At 72.0% G+C, this 16292-nt stretch carries 17 protein-coding genes; 7 read left to right on the forward strand and 10 right to left on the reverse strand.

Features of this window, described 5'->3' with window-relative positions:
* Positions 1 to 11: 11 nt before the first annotated feature.
* From cysD to ACQEVJ_RS04535, 5 genes are all read left to right on the forward strand, one after another.
* Positions 12 to 926: a sulfate adenylyltransferase subunit CysD gene (cysD, locus tag ACQEVJ_RS04515; RefSeq protein ID WP_433097454.1), complete on the forward strand. Its 915-nt coding sequence runs from the start codon at positions 12 to 14 to the stop codon at positions 924 to 926.
* On the forward strand, positions 926 to 2188 hold the full coding sequence (gene cysN, locus ACQEVJ_RS04520) for a sulfate adenylyltransferase subunit CysN (protein ID WP_433097456.1): 1263 nt from the start codon (positions 926 to 928) through the stop codon (positions 2186 to 2188). Before cysD ends, cysN begins: the two co-directional genes overlap by 1 nt.
* 177 nt (positions 2189 to 2365) lie before the next feature.
* Complete coding sequence (locus ACQEVJ_RS04525; RefSeq protein ID WP_433097458.1) at positions 2366 to 3289, forward strand: sulfotransferase family protein; 924 nt, start codon at positions 2366 to 2368, stop codon at positions 3287 to 3289.
* A complete protein-coding gene (locus ACQEVJ_RS04530) occupies positions 3286 to 4203 on the forward strand; it encodes a glycosyltransferase family 2 protein (RefSeq protein ID WP_433097460.1) in 918 nt (305 codons plus the stop codon). Before ACQEVJ_RS04525 ends, ACQEVJ_RS04530 begins: the two co-directional genes overlap by 4 nt.
* A gap of 188 nt (positions 4204 to 4391) precedes the next feature.
* A complete protein-coding gene (locus tag ACQEVJ_RS04535; RefSeq protein WP_433097462.1) occupies positions 4392 to 5165 on the forward strand; it encodes a WecB/TagA/CpsF family glycosyltransferase in 774 nt (257 codons plus the stop codon).
* On the opposite strand, the gene ACQEVJ_RS04540 is transcribed toward ACQEVJ_RS04535, so the two are convergent.
* The 6 genes from ACQEVJ_RS04540 to ACQEVJ_RS04565 all read right to left on the reverse strand — a co-directional run bounded on the left by ACQEVJ_RS04540 (position 5162) and on the right by ACQEVJ_RS04565 (position 11778).
* Positions 5162 to 5536 (reverse strand): DoxX family protein, encoded by a 375-nt coding sequence (locus tag ACQEVJ_RS04540; protein WP_433097464.1) that lies wholly within the window; start codon positions 5534 to 5536, stop codon positions 5162 to 5164. The two genes, ACQEVJ_RS04535 and ACQEVJ_RS04540, sit on opposite strands and share 4 nt — an antisense overlap.
* Before the next feature lie 185 nt (positions 5537 to 5721).
* Complete coding sequence (locus tag ACQEVJ_RS04545; protein ID WP_433097466.1) at positions 5722 to 9108, reverse strand: phosphodiester glycosidase family protein; 3387 nt, start codon at positions 9106 to 9108, stop codon at positions 5722 to 5724.
* 131 nt (positions 9109 to 9239) lie between these two features.
* Positions 9240 to 9596, reverse strand: coding sequence for a hypothetical protein (locus ACQEVJ_RS04550; RefSeq protein ID WP_433097468.1), 357 nt, complete (start codon positions 9594 to 9596; stop codon positions 9240 to 9242).
* Positions 9593 to 10054 carry a hypothetical protein gene (locus ACQEVJ_RS04555; RefSeq protein WP_433097470.1) on the reverse strand — a complete coding sequence of 154 codons (462 nt, stop codon included), beginning with the start codon at positions 10052 to 10054 and terminating at the stop codon, positions 9593 to 9595. Before ACQEVJ_RS04555 ends, ACQEVJ_RS04550 begins: the two co-directional genes overlap by 4 nt.
* A gap of 153 nt (positions 10055 to 10207) precedes the next feature.
* Positions 10208 to 11467, reverse strand: coding sequence for an RNA polymerase sigma factor (locus ACQEVJ_RS04560; protein WP_433097472.1), 1260 nt, complete (start codon positions 11465 to 11467; stop codon positions 10208 to 10210).
* Positions 11464 to 11778, reverse strand: coding sequence for a YciI family protein (locus ACQEVJ_RS04565; RefSeq protein ID WP_433097474.1), 315 nt, complete (start codon positions 11776 to 11778; stop codon positions 11464 to 11466). Before ACQEVJ_RS04565 ends, ACQEVJ_RS04560 begins: the two co-directional genes overlap by 4 nt.
* 92 nt (positions 11779 to 11870) lie before the next feature.
* Here ACQEVJ_RS04565 and ACQEVJ_RS04570 point away from each other — a divergent pair, with 92 nt between their 5' ends.
* The gene (locus ACQEVJ_RS04570) at positions 11871 to 12218 is read left to right on the forward strand and encodes a hypothetical protein (protein ID WP_433097476.1); all 348 of its coding nucleotides are present in this window, start codon (positions 11871 to 11873) and stop codon (positions 12216 to 12218) included.
* Here ACQEVJ_RS04570 and ACQEVJ_RS04575 read toward each other — a convergent pair.
* From ACQEVJ_RS04575 to ACQEVJ_RS04585, 3 genes are all read right to left on the reverse strand, one after another.
* Positions 12166 to 13011, reverse strand: a complete 846-nt coding sequence (locus ACQEVJ_RS04575) for a bifunctional 5,10-methylenetetrahydrofolate dehydrogenase/5,10-methenyltetrahydrofolate cyclohydrolase (RefSeq protein WP_433097478.1) — start codon at positions 13009 to 13011, stop codon at positions 12166 to 12168. The two genes, ACQEVJ_RS04570 and ACQEVJ_RS04575, sit on opposite strands and share 53 nt — an antisense overlap.
* The gene (locus ACQEVJ_RS04580; protein ID WP_433097480.1) at positions 13008 to 13628 is read right to left on the reverse strand and encodes a cyclodeaminase/cyclohydrolase family protein; all 621 of its coding nucleotides are present in this window, start codon (positions 13626 to 13628) and stop codon (positions 13008 to 13010) included. The genes ACQEVJ_RS04575 and ACQEVJ_RS04580 overlap by 4 nt, the downstream gene beginning before the upstream one ends.
* 146 nt (positions 13629 to 13774) lie before the next feature.
* Positions 13775 to 14728 (reverse strand): EamA family transporter, encoded by a 954-nt coding sequence (locus ACQEVJ_RS04585; protein WP_433097482.1) that lies wholly within the window; start codon positions 14726 to 14728, stop codon positions 13775 to 13777.
* Positions 14729 to 14832: 104 nt separating this feature from the next.
* Here ACQEVJ_RS04585 and ACQEVJ_RS04590 point away from each other — a divergent pair, with 104 nt between their 5' ends.
* On the forward strand, positions 14833 to 15333 hold the full coding sequence (locus ACQEVJ_RS04590; protein ID WP_433097484.1) for a MarR family winged helix-turn-helix transcriptional regulator: 501 nt from the start codon (positions 14833 to 14835) through the stop codon (positions 15331 to 15333).
* Positions 15334 to 15525: 192 nt separating this feature from the next.
* Here the strand turns inward: ACQEVJ_RS04590 and ACQEVJ_RS04595 are convergent, their stop codons facing one another.
* Positions 15526 to 16272: a hypothetical protein gene (locus ACQEVJ_RS04595; RefSeq protein WP_433097486.1), complete on the reverse strand. Its 747-nt coding sequence runs from the start codon at positions 16270 to 16272 to the stop codon at positions 15526 to 15528.
* Between the last annotated feature and the right edge of the window lie 20 nt (positions 16273 to 16292).

Here is a 16292-nt window from a genome sequence, read left to right on the forward strand (position 1 = left end):
AGGAAGTCCCCATGCTTCAGCGTGACTACACCACGTCGCAGCTCGACGTGCTCGAGGCCGAGGCGATCCACGTCATGCGCGAGGTCGCGGCCGAGTTCGAGCGCCCGTGTCTGCTCTTCTCCGGCGGCAAGGACTCGATCGTCATGCTGCGGGTCGCCGAGAAGGCCTTCTGGCCGGCGCCGATCCCCTTTCCCCTGATGCACGTCGACACCGGGCACAACTTCCCCGAGGTCATCGAGTTCCGCGACCGGCGGGTCGCCGAGCTGGGCGCGCGTCTCGTGGTCGCCTCGGTCCAGGCGTCGATCGACGCCGGGCGGGTGGTCGAGCAGACCGGGCGGCGGGCCTCCCGCAACCGCCTGCAGACCACGACGCTGCTGGACGCCATCGAGGAGCACGAGTTCGACGCGGTCTTCGGCGGGGCCCGGCGCGACGAGGAGAAGGCCCGGGCCAAGGAGCGGGTGTTCTCCTTCCGCGACGAGTTCGGCCAGTGGGACCCGAAGAACCAGCGTCCCGAGCTGTGGAACCTCTACAACACCAAGATCAGCAGGGGTGAGCACATCCGCGTGTTCCCTCTGTCGAACTGGACCGAGCTGGACGTGTGGCACTACATCCGGCGTGAGGGCATCGAGATCCCGTCGATCTACTTCTCCCACAGCCGGACGGTCTTCGAGCGTGACGGCATGCTGCTGTCCGACTCCGAGGTGGTCCAGCGGGGCGACGACGAGCCGACGTTCGAGGCCGTCGTCCGCTACCGCACGGTCGGCGACATGACCTGCACCGGCGCGGTCGCCTCCACCGCCACCACGATCGAGCAGATCATCGACGAGATCGCCGCCACCCGGATCACCGAGCGCGGCGCGACCCGCGCCGACGACCGGGCGTCCGAGGCCGCCATGGAAGATCGCAAGAAGGAAGGCTACTTCTGATGGACATCCTTCGTTTCGCGACGGCGGGCAGTGTCGACGACGGCAAGTCGACGCTGATCGGGCGGCTGCTGTTCGACTCCAAGGCGATCTTCGAGGACCAGCTCGAAGCGGTCGAGCGCACCTCTCGCGACCGGGGCACGGAGTACACCGACCTGTCGCTGCTGACCGACGGCCTGCGGGCCGAGCGCGAGCAGGGCATCACGATCGACGTCGCCTACCGCTACTTCGCCACGCCCAAGCGGAAGTTCATCATCGCCGACACCCCCGGGCACATCCAGTACACCCGGAACATGGTCACCGGCGCCTCCACCGCCGACCTGGCGATCATCCTGATCGACGCGCGCAAGGGCGTGCTGGAGCAGTCGCGGCGGCACGCCTTCCTGACCACGCTGCTGCGGGTGCCGCACCTGGTGCTGGCGGTCAACAAGATGGACCTCGTCGACTACTCCGAGGCCCGGTTCGAGGAGATCCGCGAGGAGTTCACCGCGTTCGCCAGCAAGCTGAACGCGAGCGACCTCACCTTCATCCCGATCTCGGCGCTGCACGGCGACAACGTGGTCTCCCGCTCGGAGAACATGCCGTGGTACGAGGGCTCCTCGCTGCTGCACCACCTGGAGAACGTGCACATCGCCTCCGACCGCAACCTGGTGGACGTGCGCTTCCCCGTGCAGTACGTCATCCGCCCGCACAGCGCGACCAGCCAGGAGCTGCACGACTACCGCGGATACGCCGGGCAGGTCGCGGGCGGCGTGCTCAAGCCGGGCGACGAGGTGCTGCACCTGCCCTCCGGCCTGACCACCACGATCAGCGCGATCGACACCTTCGACGGCCCCGTGGAGGAGGCGTTCGCGCCGATGTCGGTCACGCTGCGCCTGGGTGACGACATCGACATCTCCCGGGGCGACATGATCTGCCGGCCGAACAACCAGCCGCAGTCCGCCCAGGAGATCGACGCGATGATCTGCTGGATGGCCGACGGCCTGAAGCTCCAGCCGCGCTCCAAGCTGATCATCAAGCACACCACCCGTACGGCCCGGGCCCTCGTGCGGGACCTGCACTACCGGCTCGACGTCAACACCCTGCACCGGGACGAGTCGGCCACGGCCCTCGGCCTGAACGAGATCGGCCGGGTGTCGCTGCGGACGACCCAGCCGTTGTTCGTGGACGACTACGCCCGCAACCGCCTGACCGGTGGCTTCATCCTGATCGACGAGGCCACCAACGGCACCGTCGGCGCCGGGATGATCGTCGACGCGCGCTGATCCACCCACCTCTGACACGCTGATCGGCCCCCGGCACGGCACTGCCGGGGGCCGTACGCGTGTGCGGGGTGCCTGGCAGGGCGCTCCGCGCGCCGGTAGATCCTTTGGCGATTGGCGGCCGTACGATTACACTCCGCGCTAGGGTCGTCACGTTTCGCATCCATACGTGGAGGATACGTGGCCGACGCTCAGCCGGTGATCTTCGTGGGCGGCCTGGGGCGCAGCGGGAGCACTCTGGTCGAACGCCTCCTCGGCGAGGTGCCCGGCGTGGCGCCGCTCGGCGAGGTCGTCCACCTGTGGGACCGCGGCGTACGCGCCGACGAGCCCTGCGGCTGCGGGCAGCGGTTCTCCCAGTGCCCGTTCTGGACCAAGGTGGGCGCCCGCGCGTTCGGACAGTGGCGGCAGAGCCAGGCGGGGTGGCTGCCCGGCCTGCGCGCCCGTGTCGACAGGACCCGCCGCGTGCCCGTCCTCGCCCTCGGGCTCGCGACCCGTGAGGCCGAACTGGCCGAATACGTCCGGTCGTACTCCCGCATCTACGCGGCGGCGGCGGAGGTGGCCGACGCCCAGGTCGTCGTCGACTCCAGCAAACACGCCTCCCTGGCGTACTGCCTGGCAGCGATCATGGAGATGCGGGTCGTGCAGGTGGTGCGCGACCCGCGGGCGGTGGCCGCGTCGTGGCGGCGCAGGGTGCGCAGGCCCGAGGACGGGCGGCCGATGACCCGCTGGACGCCCGCGCGCACCGCCGTCCACTGGCTGGCCCAGAACCTCGCCTTCGAAGTGCTGCGCCGCAAGGGCGTGCAGGTCGTCCGGGTGCGTCACGAGGACCTGGTGCGTGATCCGGGCGCGACCCTGGGACGCCTGGCCGCGCGGCTCGGACTTCCCACCGGCGGGCTCGCCTTCCTGGACGACCGCGAAGCGCTGCTCGGCGTCGCGCACACCGTCTCCGGCAACCCGATGCGCTTCTCGGTGGGCCCGGTCGAGATACGCCACCGTCCGGCGCCCCTGCCCCGGCCCCAGCGGTGGCTGGTCACCGCGATCACCCTCCCGCTTCTTCTCTTCTACGGCTATCGCCTCGTCTACCGCCCGGGAGCCCGGCGATGAGGCCGTCCGTCGGCGTCGTCATCCCCACCCGGGGCGACCGGCCCGGCCCGCTGCGAGCCGCGTTGACCGGCGTGCTCGCCCAGGAGTACGCCGGCCGGGTCGAGGTGGTGGTCGTGGCCGACGGGGCCCCCGCCTCCCTCGTCGCCGGTTCCGTGGCCGGTTCTACGGCGTGCTCGGAGGCGGTCCGGAGCGTCCGCGTCCTGGACAACCGACGGGCTGCCGGCCTGCCGGGTGCGCGCAACACCGGGATCTCGGTGCTCGGCACGGACTTCGTCGCCTTCTGCGACGACGACGACCTCTGGCTGCCCGGCAAGCTGGCCGCCCAGGTCGCCGCGCTGACGGAGGAGCCCGACGCCGGCTTCGCGAGTTGCGCCGTCGAGGTCGAGTACGGCGACCGCCGGGTGCCGCGGCTGGCCGGCACCGGCCGGGTGACCCACCGGCACCTCACCCGCTCGCGCATGATGATGGTGCACTCCTCGACGTTCCTGTTCCGCCGGGGCTCGACATGGGTGGACGAGAGCGCGCCGGCCGGCCAGAACGAGGACTGGGACCTCGCGCTGCGGGCCGCCTGGCGGCATCCGATCGTCCACGTCGACCGGCCGCTCGTGCGGGTGCGCTGGGGCTCCTCGCACTATGTCGGGCGCTGGGCCGACCGGATCGCGGGGCTGGAGTGGATGCTCGCCCGGCATCCCGGGCTGGCCGCGGAACCGCGGGGCGCGGCCCGCGTCTACGGGCAGCTCGCCTTCTGCCACGCCGCCCTCGGCCGCCGTCGCGAGGCGGCCCGCTGGTCGCTGCGCGCTTTCTCCGCCCGGCCCGGCGAGCCGCGGGCGGCGGTGGCGCTGGCGGTCGCCGGGGGGCTGGTCAGCCCGCGCGCCGTGGTGCACGCCCTTCACCGTCGCGGCCACGGCATCTGATGGCCGAGCCCGCGCCGGCGCGTACGGCGGCCGTGGACCCGGAGACGCCGGTGAGGCAGTGGTCCGAGGCGGTCGGGGCCCAGGTGGCCGGGGCCCAGGTTGCCGGGGCCCAGGTTGCCGGGGTCGGGGTGGCCGCCCCACGGGGTGTCGGGGCACGGGGTGCCGGGGTTCGCGTGGGCAGGGTTCGCGTGGGCAGGGTTCGCGTGGGCGGAGTGCTGCTCGACCCGCTCACCGAGGCGCAGGTGGTCGCGCGGGTGATGACCGCGCTGGAGCGCGGCACGGGCGGCCACGTCGTCACGCCGAACGTGGACATCTGCCGTGCCGCCGCCCGCGACCCCTCGCTGCGCGCGCTGATCGACGCGGCCGAACTCGCCGTGGCCGACGGCATGCCGCTGGTCTGGGCGTCGCGCCTGCTCGGGCGTCCGCTGCCGGAACGGGTGACGGGAGCCGACCTGATCTGGTCGCTGACCGGGGCCGCCGCGGCCCGCGGCCTGCCCGTCTACCTGATCGGGGGACCGCCCGGCGTCGCCGAGGCGGCGCGGGACGCGCTGTGCGGGCGGCATCCGAGTCTGGTCGTGGCGGGGGTCCACGCTCCGCCGTACGGGTTCGAGACCAGCGCGGCGGCGCTGGCGGAGGTGCGGGGGCGGCTCGTCGCCGCGCGGCCGTCCCTGGTCTTCGTGGGTCTCGGGTTCCCCCGGCAGGACCGGCTCATCGCGGAGCTGCGGGCCGACCTGCCGGGCACCTGGTTCGTGGGATGCGGCGCGGCCATCGCGTTCGCCGCCGGATCGGTGCGCCGGGCCCCGGGCTGGATGGGCGACCACGGGCTCGAATGGCTGTTCCGCCTGATCAGCGAGCCCCAGCGGCTCGCCCGCCGCTACCTGGTCGACGACCTTCCCTTCGCTCTCCGCCTCCTGGCAGGTGCCCTGCTGCGCAGGGCCTTCGGGTCGCGAAGCAGAGATTAGAAGGCGTACGGACCGAAGCGGCCCCACGCGACCACGGCGGCCAGCACCAGGAGCGCCAGGTTGACGACGATCACCTGGGATTCCGCGCGGCGGGCGTGGACGACGACCGCTCCGGCCATGATCAGGGCGATGCCGAGCGCGGCGAGCGGCGTCAGCACCGGGGCGATGCCCGTGACGGCGGGCAGGACGAGGCCGAAGGCGATCAGCACCTCGAGAGCGCCGATGCCCTTGACCGCGCCCGCGGAAAAGTCCTCGGTCCAGGCCATGCCGGACACGGCCAGCCTGTCCTTCGGCTGGGCGAGTTTCATCACCCCGGCGACGAGGAAGGCGAGGGTGAGCAGGCCGGCGATGACCCACAGGGCGACGTTCATGGGGAGTCCGTTCTTGCGGCTTCAGAGCGAAATGTAGCGGATAGGCGAGCCGCGGCCGTCGTCGCGGACCGCTGTCACGCCTGTCGCGGCCGCGAACGCGGATGAGGGAACGGCGGACCGGCCGCCCTCGGTGAGGGAGACCGGCCCGCCGCTCGTGACTGTTCCGCTTCTACTGGGCCACGGTTCTACTGGGCCACGGTGATCGTGGCCGAGGCGGTCTGCCCTCCCGAGGTGACCGTGAGGGTGGCCTGGCCGGGCCGTACGCCGGTCAGCGTGTGCGTGGACACGTCGAGGACGGCGACGACGTCGTGGCGGCGTGCCGCCTTCTTCGCGTCCGCGGCCGACTCGGCCACGGCGAGGGCGCGGTCGCCGCTCCAGGTCACGCTGGCCGGGTATGCCAGCGGGAACGTCAGGTTGGCGCCGCTGGTGCTGCCCGTCGCCGAGACCGCCGCCGAGGAGCCCGGGGCGAGCGTGCCGGGCGCCGACAGGGCGATCTTGTCGATCAGCGGGTTCGTCCGCGCCACGACCCAGTCGCGGGTCTCCGGGCTGGGACGGCCCGCCTCGACCTCACCGGGCCGGGGATCGACGCCGACGAGGTCCCACCCGAAGAATCCGCCCTTGTCGGGGGAGCTGTAGGGCGTCTTGCCCACCGGCGGCGTGGTGACCTCCAGCACGCCGTCCGACCTCGTGGCGGCGGCGGTGTGGGCGTGGCCGGTGAACAGCGCGACCGGCTTGCCCGACGACTCGCGCCAGTCGGCGAGCCACTTCTCGACGAGGTCCGCCTCACGCTGGTCGGAGAACTGCGACGCGCCCGCCCCCGAGGGATCGCGGAGGGGGTGGTGGAAGACGACCGCGACCGACTTCACGGACCTGTCCTTCGTCGCGGCCTCCAGGTCCTGCCGCAGCTCAGGCACCTGCGACCAGTCCGACGCCCGCAGCCCGCCGAGGGTGGTGTTGAGCAGGATGAAGCGCGTGCCCTTGTGGTCGAACACCTGGTGGGCCGGCCGCCCGGTGGCGAGGAAGTTGTCGAGGGTCCCCGTCGCCGTGGCTCCGGACTCGTGGTTGCCCGGCGTCCAGTAGACCGGCAGGTCCGCCGGCACGTTGGCCTTGAGGATCTCCTGCGCGAGAGCAAAGTCGGCCGGCGTGTCGTTGTCCACGAAGTCGCCGTTGATCACGATGAAGTCGGGCTTCGCGGCGACGGCCTGCTTCAGCGCGGCGGCCGCCTGCTGCGCCGCGAACGACGTCGTGCCCCCGGCCGCGCCCACGTGCAGGTCGGACATGATCGCGAACCGCCAGCGCGAGCGGTCGATGTCGGCCTGCTCCAGGACGAACGGATCGGGGGTCTGGGCGTCGCCGGTGGCGAGATCCTGCCCGACCAGCGCGGTGAGTCCGTCGAACCTGAGTTGCCCCGCGTCCTTGGCGAGGTTGGACGTCTCCACCACGTACACATTGAGCAGCGTGATCGGCTCGGTGAAGCCGGTGGGCAGGGTGCCCTCGACCCACTTCCACCCCGTCCAGTCGACGACGGAGGCGAAGGTGAAGGGGACGTTCGTCGTGCCCTGCGACCGCAGCGTGGCCCGCAGCCAGTGCCCGCGGCCGTCGCCGTACACCCACATGCCGAGCCGCCTGGTGCCGGTCGGCAGGGTGAGCGGGCCGGGCTTGGCCACCGCGTACGCCGCCGAGGTGCCGGAGGTGCCGGTGAAGTCGTAGGTGAGGGCGAGGGCCTGGTTGCCGGCCGCCGCGCCGGGGCGGTCCGCGGCGTCGACGCTCGCCACCGACGCGGTGGCCTTGGCGGTCGAGACGCCCCAGGGCTCGCCGCCGTCGAACTCGGCCAGCGACCCGCGCTTCAGCCCGACGGCGACGGGCAGGTGCGCGACCTTGCCCTGGACGGTCGCGGTGACCACGGCGCCTCGGCCGTCGGCCGCCTCCAGGCCGGTGACCGTGAACGACCCGTCGTCCCGCGGCTCCACCTTCACCACGGCCGCGTCGTAGTCCAGGTCGACGTCGCGGGCGGCGATCGGCGCGTCGAAGCCGTCGGCGTCGGTGCCGGTGACCCCTACGACGGCCGAGCCTCCGGCGTCCAGGGTCAGGCTCGTGGTGGTGAACGCGGCGGTGGACAGGGAGCCGAGCACGCGGACGTCCGCCGCGCCGTGCGCCCGCCCCGAGCGGGCCTCGATCTCGCCCTCCCCGGAACGCTCGGCGCGCAGCACGCCGTCGCGCACCGTGCCGAGCTCCCCGGCGTCCCAGCGGACCGTGCCGTCCTTACCACCCTTGCCGTCCTTGCCGCCGCCGAGGGCGACCGGGGCGTACGACTCGTCGTACCCGGCGGCGGAGACGCCGAGGGTGAGCCCGGGGAAGACGCGCGGCGCGCTCGTGCGCACCGCGATGCCCTTGAGGGCTCCCGATCCCTTCGCCGCGAACAGCCCCACCCCGCTGGGGATGGGCCGTTCACCGCCGTCCGACGGGGTGTTGACCACGCTCACCCCGGAGTCCCCGGGCGTGCGGGCGACGAGATCGGACGAGCCGCCTCCGTCGAGCATGAACGCCTCGTCGGCGCCGAGCCGTACGAGGAGCTTGGCCGTCTCGTCGAAGCTCAGACCGGCCGAGAAGTTGGCCGAGCCGTCGACGGTCACGAGCAGGAGCCGCCTGCCGCCGTCGCGCCAGCCGATCGCCGTACGCGGCTTCGGCGCGTCGTTGCCCGTCGAGGGCGGGAAGTCGATCGCCTGGCCGTCCCGTACGAGGACCGCTCCGCTGCCCAGGGCGGTGCGCAGCTTGGCGGGGGAGTCGGTGCGCAGGCCGGTGGCGAGCGTCACCGGGTCACCGGCCTTGGCGGTGGCGAGCGGGGCCGCCGCGTTCCCCACGCCCACGACAACTAGGCCTCCGGCAGGCACCGGGGTGGTCGTGACCGTGTCGTTCACCGCCGTGACGACGCCGCCGGAGACGACCAGCTCGGTGACGGGCGTGGCGTGGCCGATCAGCGTGCGCAGGCCGGGCCCCCACTGGTCGGTGAAGACGGAGACGGTGTTCGCGGGCAGGGACGCCGAGTTGAGCGAGGCGACCGGGTGGTTCGTGCCGCCCACGGTCACCGTGCTCTCCAGCAGCGCGCTCGCGAGCCGGGCGATCTTGTCCTCGCCTACCGAGGCGACCGTGGCGGGCTGGGTGGTCGCCTTGCGCACCTGGCCGTCCCTGACCTCGGGACCGATGACCGCGTTGGTCTGGTTGATGTCGTAGTAGTCCCCGTTGACCGCCGCCACGGCTCCCGCGGCATCCGCCGACTTCGACAGCGCCCGCGTCTCGGTCAGCGTGCCGCCGACCATGCCCACGTCCACCCGGTCGTCCGCCAGGTCGGCGTTGAGCACGTGCGTGCGGGTCCAGCCCGTACGGCCGAAGGTGTCGAACGACGTCAGCACGATGCCGGGGGCGATCACGCGGTCGGTGCGGGCCGCCTCGACCGACTCGCCGGGGACGGTGGTCTGGTAGCCGGGCGGGGCGGCCGGCCTGTCACCGGGCGGCGCCTCGGCCCATGCCGTCCCGGCGACGGCCACGGAGCCCGCGGCGACGACAGCAGCCACGGCGACAATGTGCGCAAATTTGCGCATTTTGTACCTCCAAGCAATAACGGGCCTGAAGGTAGACAATCTCGAAACCGATCTTCCGTCCACGGCATGACGCCGTCATGGCCACCCCATGAACGGCGAGCCTCTCAGACGTCGGTGTCTTTGGGGTGGCGTGTGGAGGCGTAGACGAGGTGGACAGTTCGCCGGGGCTCGTCGACCAGGTAGCGAACGCGACCGCCCGCGGTGACTTCGTACTCCCACTGGGGGTAGTCGCGGCCACCGAGCGAGCCGGTGGCCAGCCGGCCACGAAGCCGGTGTTGCCGGTCCGGATCCTTCTGTGACAACGGGTCCGCGCGTAACGCCTCGAAACAGCGCCTGGTGTTCCCGGCCGCCTCGGCGCACAGGTCGCTCCAGCCCTTGGCGGCCTCGCTGGTGGCGAATCGAAGGTGCCACTCGTCGCCGACCGCGGGCGGAGCAACGGCATCTCCGCGCTTCGGACTCACGGCGCGAACACCTCGCCGTGGTCCTCGTCCGGCAGCGCGCGCGTGAGTTGTGCGGTCAACGCCGGATCGGCCAGAATCCGGGCGGTCGCCCGCCATTCGACGATGACCCGGTGCAGCGTGGCGTGTACATCCAGGTCGATCGCGTCGTAAGTGGCGTCGACAAGGTCCCGCACGAACTGCTGTCTCTCGTCGTCGTCCAGGTGCCGAACCCAGGGAAAGACGACGGGAAGGGCGTGCAGCACGGCACGGGTGCCCTCGTCGCTGGCAAGGAGCGCCGCGACCATACGGGCGGCCACTTCGGCGGTCTCCTCCCGTTGCCGGTCATGCCGGGCGGTGGAGATGAACAGGTCCTCTCCATCGCGGCGCTTGATGTGCACGCGATGAACCCGCTCGACCGTCTCGGCGACGCGCTTCGAGTGCTTCGACAGGTCGGAGAACGGCACAGTCGGCATGGTCATGCCTCATAGTACTTCGGAACACGTTCCGAACTGAAGCGTTCTCCGGGCAGGCGCTGGCTCGGACCAGGATGCTGGGCCGCCTCGGGGCGACGGTCGTCTCCAGCGACTGGCGGCAGTGCCCGGCTGGCAGGGCCCGAGCGACCACGCCGCCCGTCAGGTCCCACCGGTCTCGGCAAGCCTGCGGGCGAGGTAGCGGCGCTCCGCGTCGGTCGGCGCGAGAGCCAGGGCCTCCCCGTAGGCCTGCGCCGCCTCCGCCGTACGGCCCAGCCGCCGCAGCAGGTCGGCACGGGTCGCGGCGAGCAGGTGGTGCCCGGCCAGCTCGCCGCCCGCCCGCAGTTCGTCGACCAGCCGCAGACCGGCGAGGGGGCCGTCGGCCATCGCCACGGCCACCGCCCGGTTCAGCTCGACCACCGAAGACGGCGCCATCCGTGCCAGCCGTGCGTACAGCCCGGCGATCTGCGGCCAGTCGGTGTCGTCCGGGTCGAGGGCGGTGGCGTGACAGGCGGCGATGGCCGCCTGCACCTGATAGGGCCCGGGGCGGCGGCGCGCCAGCGCGTCGTCCAGGAGCCGCAGTCCCTCCTCGATCTCGTCGTGGTCCCACTTCGCGCGGTCCTGGAACTCCAGGGTGACGATGTCACCCGCCTCGTCGAACCGGGCCGCGCGCCGTGAGTCCTGCAGCAGCATGAGCGCGAGCAGCCCCCGCGCCTCGGGCTCGCCCCGCATCAGCCCGGCGAGCACCCGGGCCAGCCGGATGGCCTCGGCGGACAGTTCCGGCCGGGCGGGGCTCGGCCCGCCGCTGGCCGAGTATCCCTCGGTGAACAGGACGTACAGCACGCCGAGCACACCCGCCGTCCGCTCGGCCAGCAGGTGCGCGGGCGGCACCCGGTAGGGGATGCCGGCGTTGCGGATCTTCCGCTTGGCCCTGACCAGCCGCTGCGCCATGGTCGGCTCCGGCACCATGAACGCCGCGGCGATCTCGGCCGTGGTCAGCCCCGCGAGCGTACGGAGGGTGAGGGCGACCTGCGCCTCCAGCGGCAGGGCCGGGTGACAGCAGGTGAACATCAGGCGCAACCGGTCGTCGGGCACGCGGTCCTCCTCCGTGGGTTCCGGCTCCCCGGGTTCCGAAGCCGAGGCGGGCGGCATCGAAGCCAGCGCACGCAGCCGCACCGCCTCGGTCGTGCCGCGGCGGAGCCGGTCCAGCGCCCGGTTACGCGCCGCCGTGGTGAGCCACGCCCCGGGACGGCGCGGCACGCCGTCCCGGGGCCAGCGGGCGAGTGCCTGGGCGAAGGCGTCCTGGGCGCACTCCTCTGCCAGGTCCCAGTCGCCGGTCAGCCGGATGAGCGTGGCGACGACGCGGCCCCACTCCTCGCGGAACGCTTCCTCGACGACGCGGGTGACCTCGGCGTCGCTCACTCCGGCCAGAACGGCCTCACCTCGATCGAGCCGTACGACGCCACGGGATGCTTCGAGGCGATCTCGATGGCCTCGTCCAGGTCGCCGCACTCGATGATGTCGAATCCGGCGATCTGCTCCTTGGTCTCGGCGAACGGCCCCTGGGTCACCAATCCGGCTCGCACCGTCGTGGCGTCGCTGACGGGGCACAGGCGATGCCCGTCGAGGCGCACGCCTCGGCGCTCCGTCTCCTCGAGCCACGGCTCGGGGTCGGCCTGCTCGGGGCTGACCTCGACCGACTCCTCCGCGCAGATCAACAACAGGTATTTCATCGGTTCTCCTCCGGGACACGACGGCCGCCCTGCGCGGCCGCTCTCCTCTACGACGCGGTGGAGTCTCGAAATCGACATCCGGTCCCGCCCGGATGTCGAAAATCCGCCTCGGCGCCGTCGTCCTTCGGGAGGCGCCGTACGGGAAGGCGGGCACAGAAGAGGGCGCCACGGGCGCGACCGCCGCGGTCTCGCGGCTCACCACCATGACCTACTCCGCCATGCTGCTCGCTCCGGCGCTCGTCGGCCGCGTCGCACAGCCGCTCGGGCTGACCTGGACGCCGGCGCTGCTGGTGCCGCTGCTGGTGACCGTGGCCTGGAAGGCTCCGGTGGTGGCGCGCATCCCGTCGAGCTCGACCCCACCTGGTGCGGTCTGGCGGTGCGGGGTGTTCAGCCGCGGTCGGCGGCCCGCACGGTGTGCCGCAGCAGCAGTGCGGTGGTGACCGGGCCGACCCCGCCGGGCACGGGAGTGAGCGCCCCGGCCTTGTCCGCGACCGTGAGCGCGTCGACGTCGCCGACCAGGCCGCCGTCCTCGGTGGGGTTGGTGCCGACGTCCACGACCGCCGCCCCGGCCCGCACGTGCTCGGCCGTGATCAGCCCGGCGCGGCCGACCGCGGCCACGACCACGTCGGCCGCGGAGGTGACGGCGGCCAGCTCCCGCGTACGGGAGTGGCAGACCGTCACGGTGGCGTTCCTGTCCAGCAGGAGATGGGCGGCGGGCTTGCCGACCACGGTGGACCGGCCGACCACGGCGACGTGGAGGCCGGTCAGGTCGATCCCGTGGTGGTCGAGGATCGCCACGACGGCCTCGGCGGTCGCCGGAGCGAACGCGGGCAGGCCCGCGGCCAGGCGGCCCAGCGACAGCGGGTTGGCGCCGTCGACGTCCTTCTCGAACGCGATCGCACCGGCCAGGTCCTCCAGCTTCGCTCCCTGCGGCAGCGGAGTCTGGAGGATGATCCCGTGCACGGTGTCGTCGGCGCTCAGCGACGCCAGCCTGTCGCGGATCAGGCCGGGGGCGGCCTCCGGGCCGAGGTCGACGATGTCGCAGATGATGCCGGCCTTCTCGGCGGCACGGGCGATCGAGCGTACGTACCAGGCGCTGGACTCGTCCGCCGTGGCGACGACGACCGCGAGCTTCGGCGGCGCGCCGGCCGCGGCGAGCGCGGCGGCCCGCTCGGCGGCCTCGGCCCGGATCGACGACGCGAGCTCCTTGCCGGACAGAACGCGGGCGCTCACTTGGAGATCTCCTCACGGACGGCGGCGGTGACCCGTTCGGCCCGCGCGGCGACGTCGTCCACCCCGGCCGCCTCGGCGGCCAGTTCGGCGCGGGCCCGCTCGTCCTTGATCCCCCCGAGGTTGATCTCGATGTTCACCCGGGCGGTGGTCGCCGCGGCCCGCGCGGCCTCGGTGGCGGCGGCGATGTCGGAGACGACGTTGCGGTTGCCGATGGGCAGCAGTTCCTCGGCGATCCCGACGGCCTTCCTCGCGACGGCGACCACCTCGGCAGGGACCCTGCCCGCCCCTATCAGCGCCTCAGCGATGGCGGCCGATCGGGCCGCCTTCGCCTCGTCGGTGTCCTTGGGCAGTTTGTACGCCTCGGTGACCGCCGTGAACGCCGCCGCGTCGTCCTCGGCGAGGAGTAGGGCGCTCGACCGCAGTTCGTCGGTCTCACCGATGATCCGTTCGATCACGGCCGTGTGCTCGGCGTACTTCTCGCCGGTGGTGTAGCGCGCGACCATGCCGAGCAGCGCGGCGGCCTGCGCGGCCTGCAGGGCCGCGGCGGCGCCTCCGCCCGGTGCGGGCACCCGATCGGCGAGGCGGGACAGGAAATCGCTGATCTTCTCGTCGCGCATCGCGCTCGTCCTCCGGTCGTCCTGGGTCGCGAATGGGCACAGTTCGCGCATGGGCACAGTTCGCGCATGGCACAGTTCGCGCATGGCACGGCCGGGAAAATCCTCCCACGTCCCGCTCGTCGCTCCGCGTATTGGGCTCCTTCGTGTCAGCGCGACGGGCAGGCCGTCTGGGCCGCGGGCCGTACGGGTGCGGGCGGGGTCGCGGCGCGCCCGGAGGGCCGGGCCGGGGCCTGGCCGAGCAGGGTGCCGCCGAGGGCGAGGACCATGCCGAACAGCTGAACCGGGCTGAGGGCCTGACCGAGCGCCGCCCAGCCGATGACGGCCGCGGAAACCGGACTCAGCAGTGCGAGGAAGGCGACGGACGTCGCGGGGAGCCGGGAGATTCCGCGGAACCAGATCCAGTAGCCGATGGCGGTGCCGACGATGCCCAGATAGGTGTAGCCGAGCAGGTTCTCGCCGCTGAGCGCCGGTGGCGCGCCCTCGATGAGCAGGGCGACCGGGACGAGCAGCAGCCCGCCGGCGGTGAGCTGCCATCCGGTGAGGGCGAGGGCTCCGACCCCCTCGGGGCGGCCCCAGCGCTTGGTCAGGATCGTCCCGGCCGACATGGACGCGGCCCCGGCCAGCCCGGCGAGCACGCCGACCATGTCCAGCCGCGCCTCGGCGCGCAGGACGACCAACCCGACCCCGAGCAGTCCGAGGAGGCCGGCGAGCACCTTGCGCACGGTCGGACGCTCGGCGAGCAACAGGGCGGCGAAGACGAGCGCGAACAGCGGGCCCACCGCGCCCAGCACGGCCGCGACGCCGCCGGGCAGCCGGTACGCCGCCAGGAACAGCAAGGGGAAGAACGCCCCGATGTTCAACACGCCGAGCGCCGCCGCCCGCCAGATCCAGACGCCGCGCGGCAGCACGCGGCAGATGACCAGCAGTACCAGCCCGGCGGGCAGCGCTCTCATCACCGCGGTGAACATCGGGCGGTCGGGTGGCAGGAACTCCGTGGTCACGGCGTACGTCGAGCCCCAGGCGAGCGGCGTGAGCGCGGTGAGGGCCAGCGTTCCGGCGTACGGCGCGGAACCGGACCGAGATGCGGCGAACGTGCCCATGGAGATTGCTCCTCATTGATAATCTCAACGTTGAAATAACAGCATGAGACTCGCATCGACGTCAAACTGATTAATGTTGAGATACTTAGTGTTTGGGGGTCGCCATGGGTGACGCCGTCGATCTGCTGATGGCGCAGTGGGCGCGGGAACGGCCTGACCTGGACGTATGGCCGATGGGGGTCATGGGCCGGATCGCCCGGCTGTCGCGGCTGCTGGACCGGGAGCTGAAGGAGTTCTTCGCCGCGTACGGCCTGGAGCGCTGGGAGTTCGACGTGCTCGCGACGCTGCGCCGGTCCGGCCCGCCGTACGAGTTGACGGCGGGAGCGCTGAACAGGGCGGCGATGGTGACCTCCGGTGCGATCACCAACCGCATCGACCGCATGGCGGGCAAGGGACTGGTCGAGCGGATCCCGGACGAGGACGACCGGCGGTCGATCCGGGTCCGGCTCACCGACCGCGGCCTCGCGCTCGTGGACCAGGTGCTGGAACCGCACGTCGCGAACGAGGCGCGCCTGCTGGCGTCGCTGGACCCCGGGGAGCGGGAGCACCTCGCCGGAGCCCTGCGCACCCTCCTCGCATCCCTCGGCGACACCACCCTCGGCTAGCTCGATGCCGCTGTTCAAGGCTGGTGGTTGCCCGATCGGGGGCGTGGTCTGCACCTGCACCGCATACAAAATCTGCTGGTGGAGCCCAACATGCTGACCGGTATTGGTCTTCAGAGGGCAGAACCGGTGTCTGCGGCATAGAACCCGGCCCGGATGCAGGTCGGCTCCCCGGGGAGACGCAGTCGGTGTGCTTCAGCCGGGCTGCAGGGCCTGTACGAGATCGGCGGCGAGGAGGGACGTTGCCAAGGCAACAGTTTCAGGTTCACCGATGCCCTCTTCTGCGCGTCCCGCCATCCTCGCGCCGAGTGCGTCGGGCCCCGGTGCGAACAGTGCAGTCAGATACTCGACGGCTTGGTCAGTGATCTCGCTGCTGATGGGGTCGCTGAGTAGGACGTTGAAGGCGGCAGCCAGTTGGGAGGTGTCGGTGTCGATCAAGACGCGGTATATGTCATGTGCGTCCTTGTCGTTGAGCCGGTGAGGAACAGATACGCGTTCGGAAATCTTGTGAAGCTTGGCCACCAGTAAGGCCGCAGGCCCAGCGACCTTGACCCGATACGTCCGGTCATCGTCCGGGTCGAGCGCGGTGACGTCCATGACCATGTTGTCGATGACGGCGGCTTCGAGACCTCGAGCACGCCGAGTAGCACGCCGATCATGCGGGGGGATGCGCGCTCCTCGTGTGTTCTTCGTGCCGGGTCCTGCGAGAGCTTCGGGCACCATCAGATCGACAGGAATGCCCTCAGAGTTCAGCCATGCGCCAGGCTGTCCACCGAGGGGGTCACGGTAGAACCCCGCACGGCTCATGGACCGCTCCAGAAGGGGTTCGTCCTCCAGCGCCCTCGGATCGAGTGCGATATCGCTGTCTTTCGTCGTCTCGGCCAGCGCGACGGGACTTCGCGCGGTGTGCAGATAGATGGCCTGCGCGCCAATCACGATCACGGCGTTGCGATGTGCATCCA

It is taken from the genome of Microbispora sp. CA-102843 (genome assembly GCF_050936215.1).
In the GTDB taxonomy this organism is placed as follows: domain Bacteria; phylum Actinomycetota; class Actinomycetes; order Streptosporangiales; family Streptosporangiaceae; genus Microbispora.

Excerpts from the sequence above, each read along its gene's own strand:
- cysD (WP_433097454.1), top strand. The coding sequence starts at position 12 with ATGCTTCAGCGTGACTACACCACGTCGCAGCTCGACGTGCTCGAGGCC.
- cysN (WP_433097456.1), top strand. The coding sequence starts at position 926 with ATGGACATCCTTCGTTTCGCGACGGCGGGCAGTGTCGACGACGGCAAG.
- ACQEVJ_RS04530 (WP_433097460.1), top strand. The coding sequence starts at position 3,286 with ATGAGGCCGTCCGTCGGCGTCGTCATCCCCACCCGGGGCGACCGGCCC.
- ACQEVJ_RS04540 (WP_433097464.1), bottom strand. The coding sequence starts at position 5,536 with ATGAACGTCGCCCTGTGGGTCATCGCCGGCCTGCTCACCCTCGCCTTC.
- ACQEVJ_RS04555 (WP_433097470.1), bottom strand. The coding sequence starts at position 10,054 with ATGACCATGCCGACTGTGCCGTTCTCCGACCTGTCGAAGCACTCGAAG.
- ACQEVJ_RS04565 (WP_433097474.1), bottom strand. The coding sequence starts at position 11,778 with ATGAAATACCTGTTGTTGATCTGCGCGGAGGAGTCGGTCGAGGTCAGC.
- ACQEVJ_RS04570 (WP_433097476.1), top strand. The coding sequence starts at position 11,871 with ATGTCGAAAATCCGCCTCGGCGCCGTCGTCCTTCGGGAGGCGCCGTAC.
- ACQEVJ_RS04580 (WP_433097480.1), bottom strand. The coding sequence starts at position 13,628 with ATGCGCGACGAGAAGATCAGCGATTTCCTGTCCCGCCTCGCCGATCGG.
- ACQEVJ_RS04585 (WP_433097482.1), bottom strand. The coding sequence starts at position 14,728 with ATGGGCACGTTCGCCGCATCTCGGTCCGGTTCCGCGCCGTACGCCGGA.
- ACQEVJ_RS04590 (WP_433097484.1), top strand. The coding sequence starts at position 14,833 with ATGGGTGACGCCGTCGATCTGCTGATGGCGCAGTGGGCGCGGGAACGG.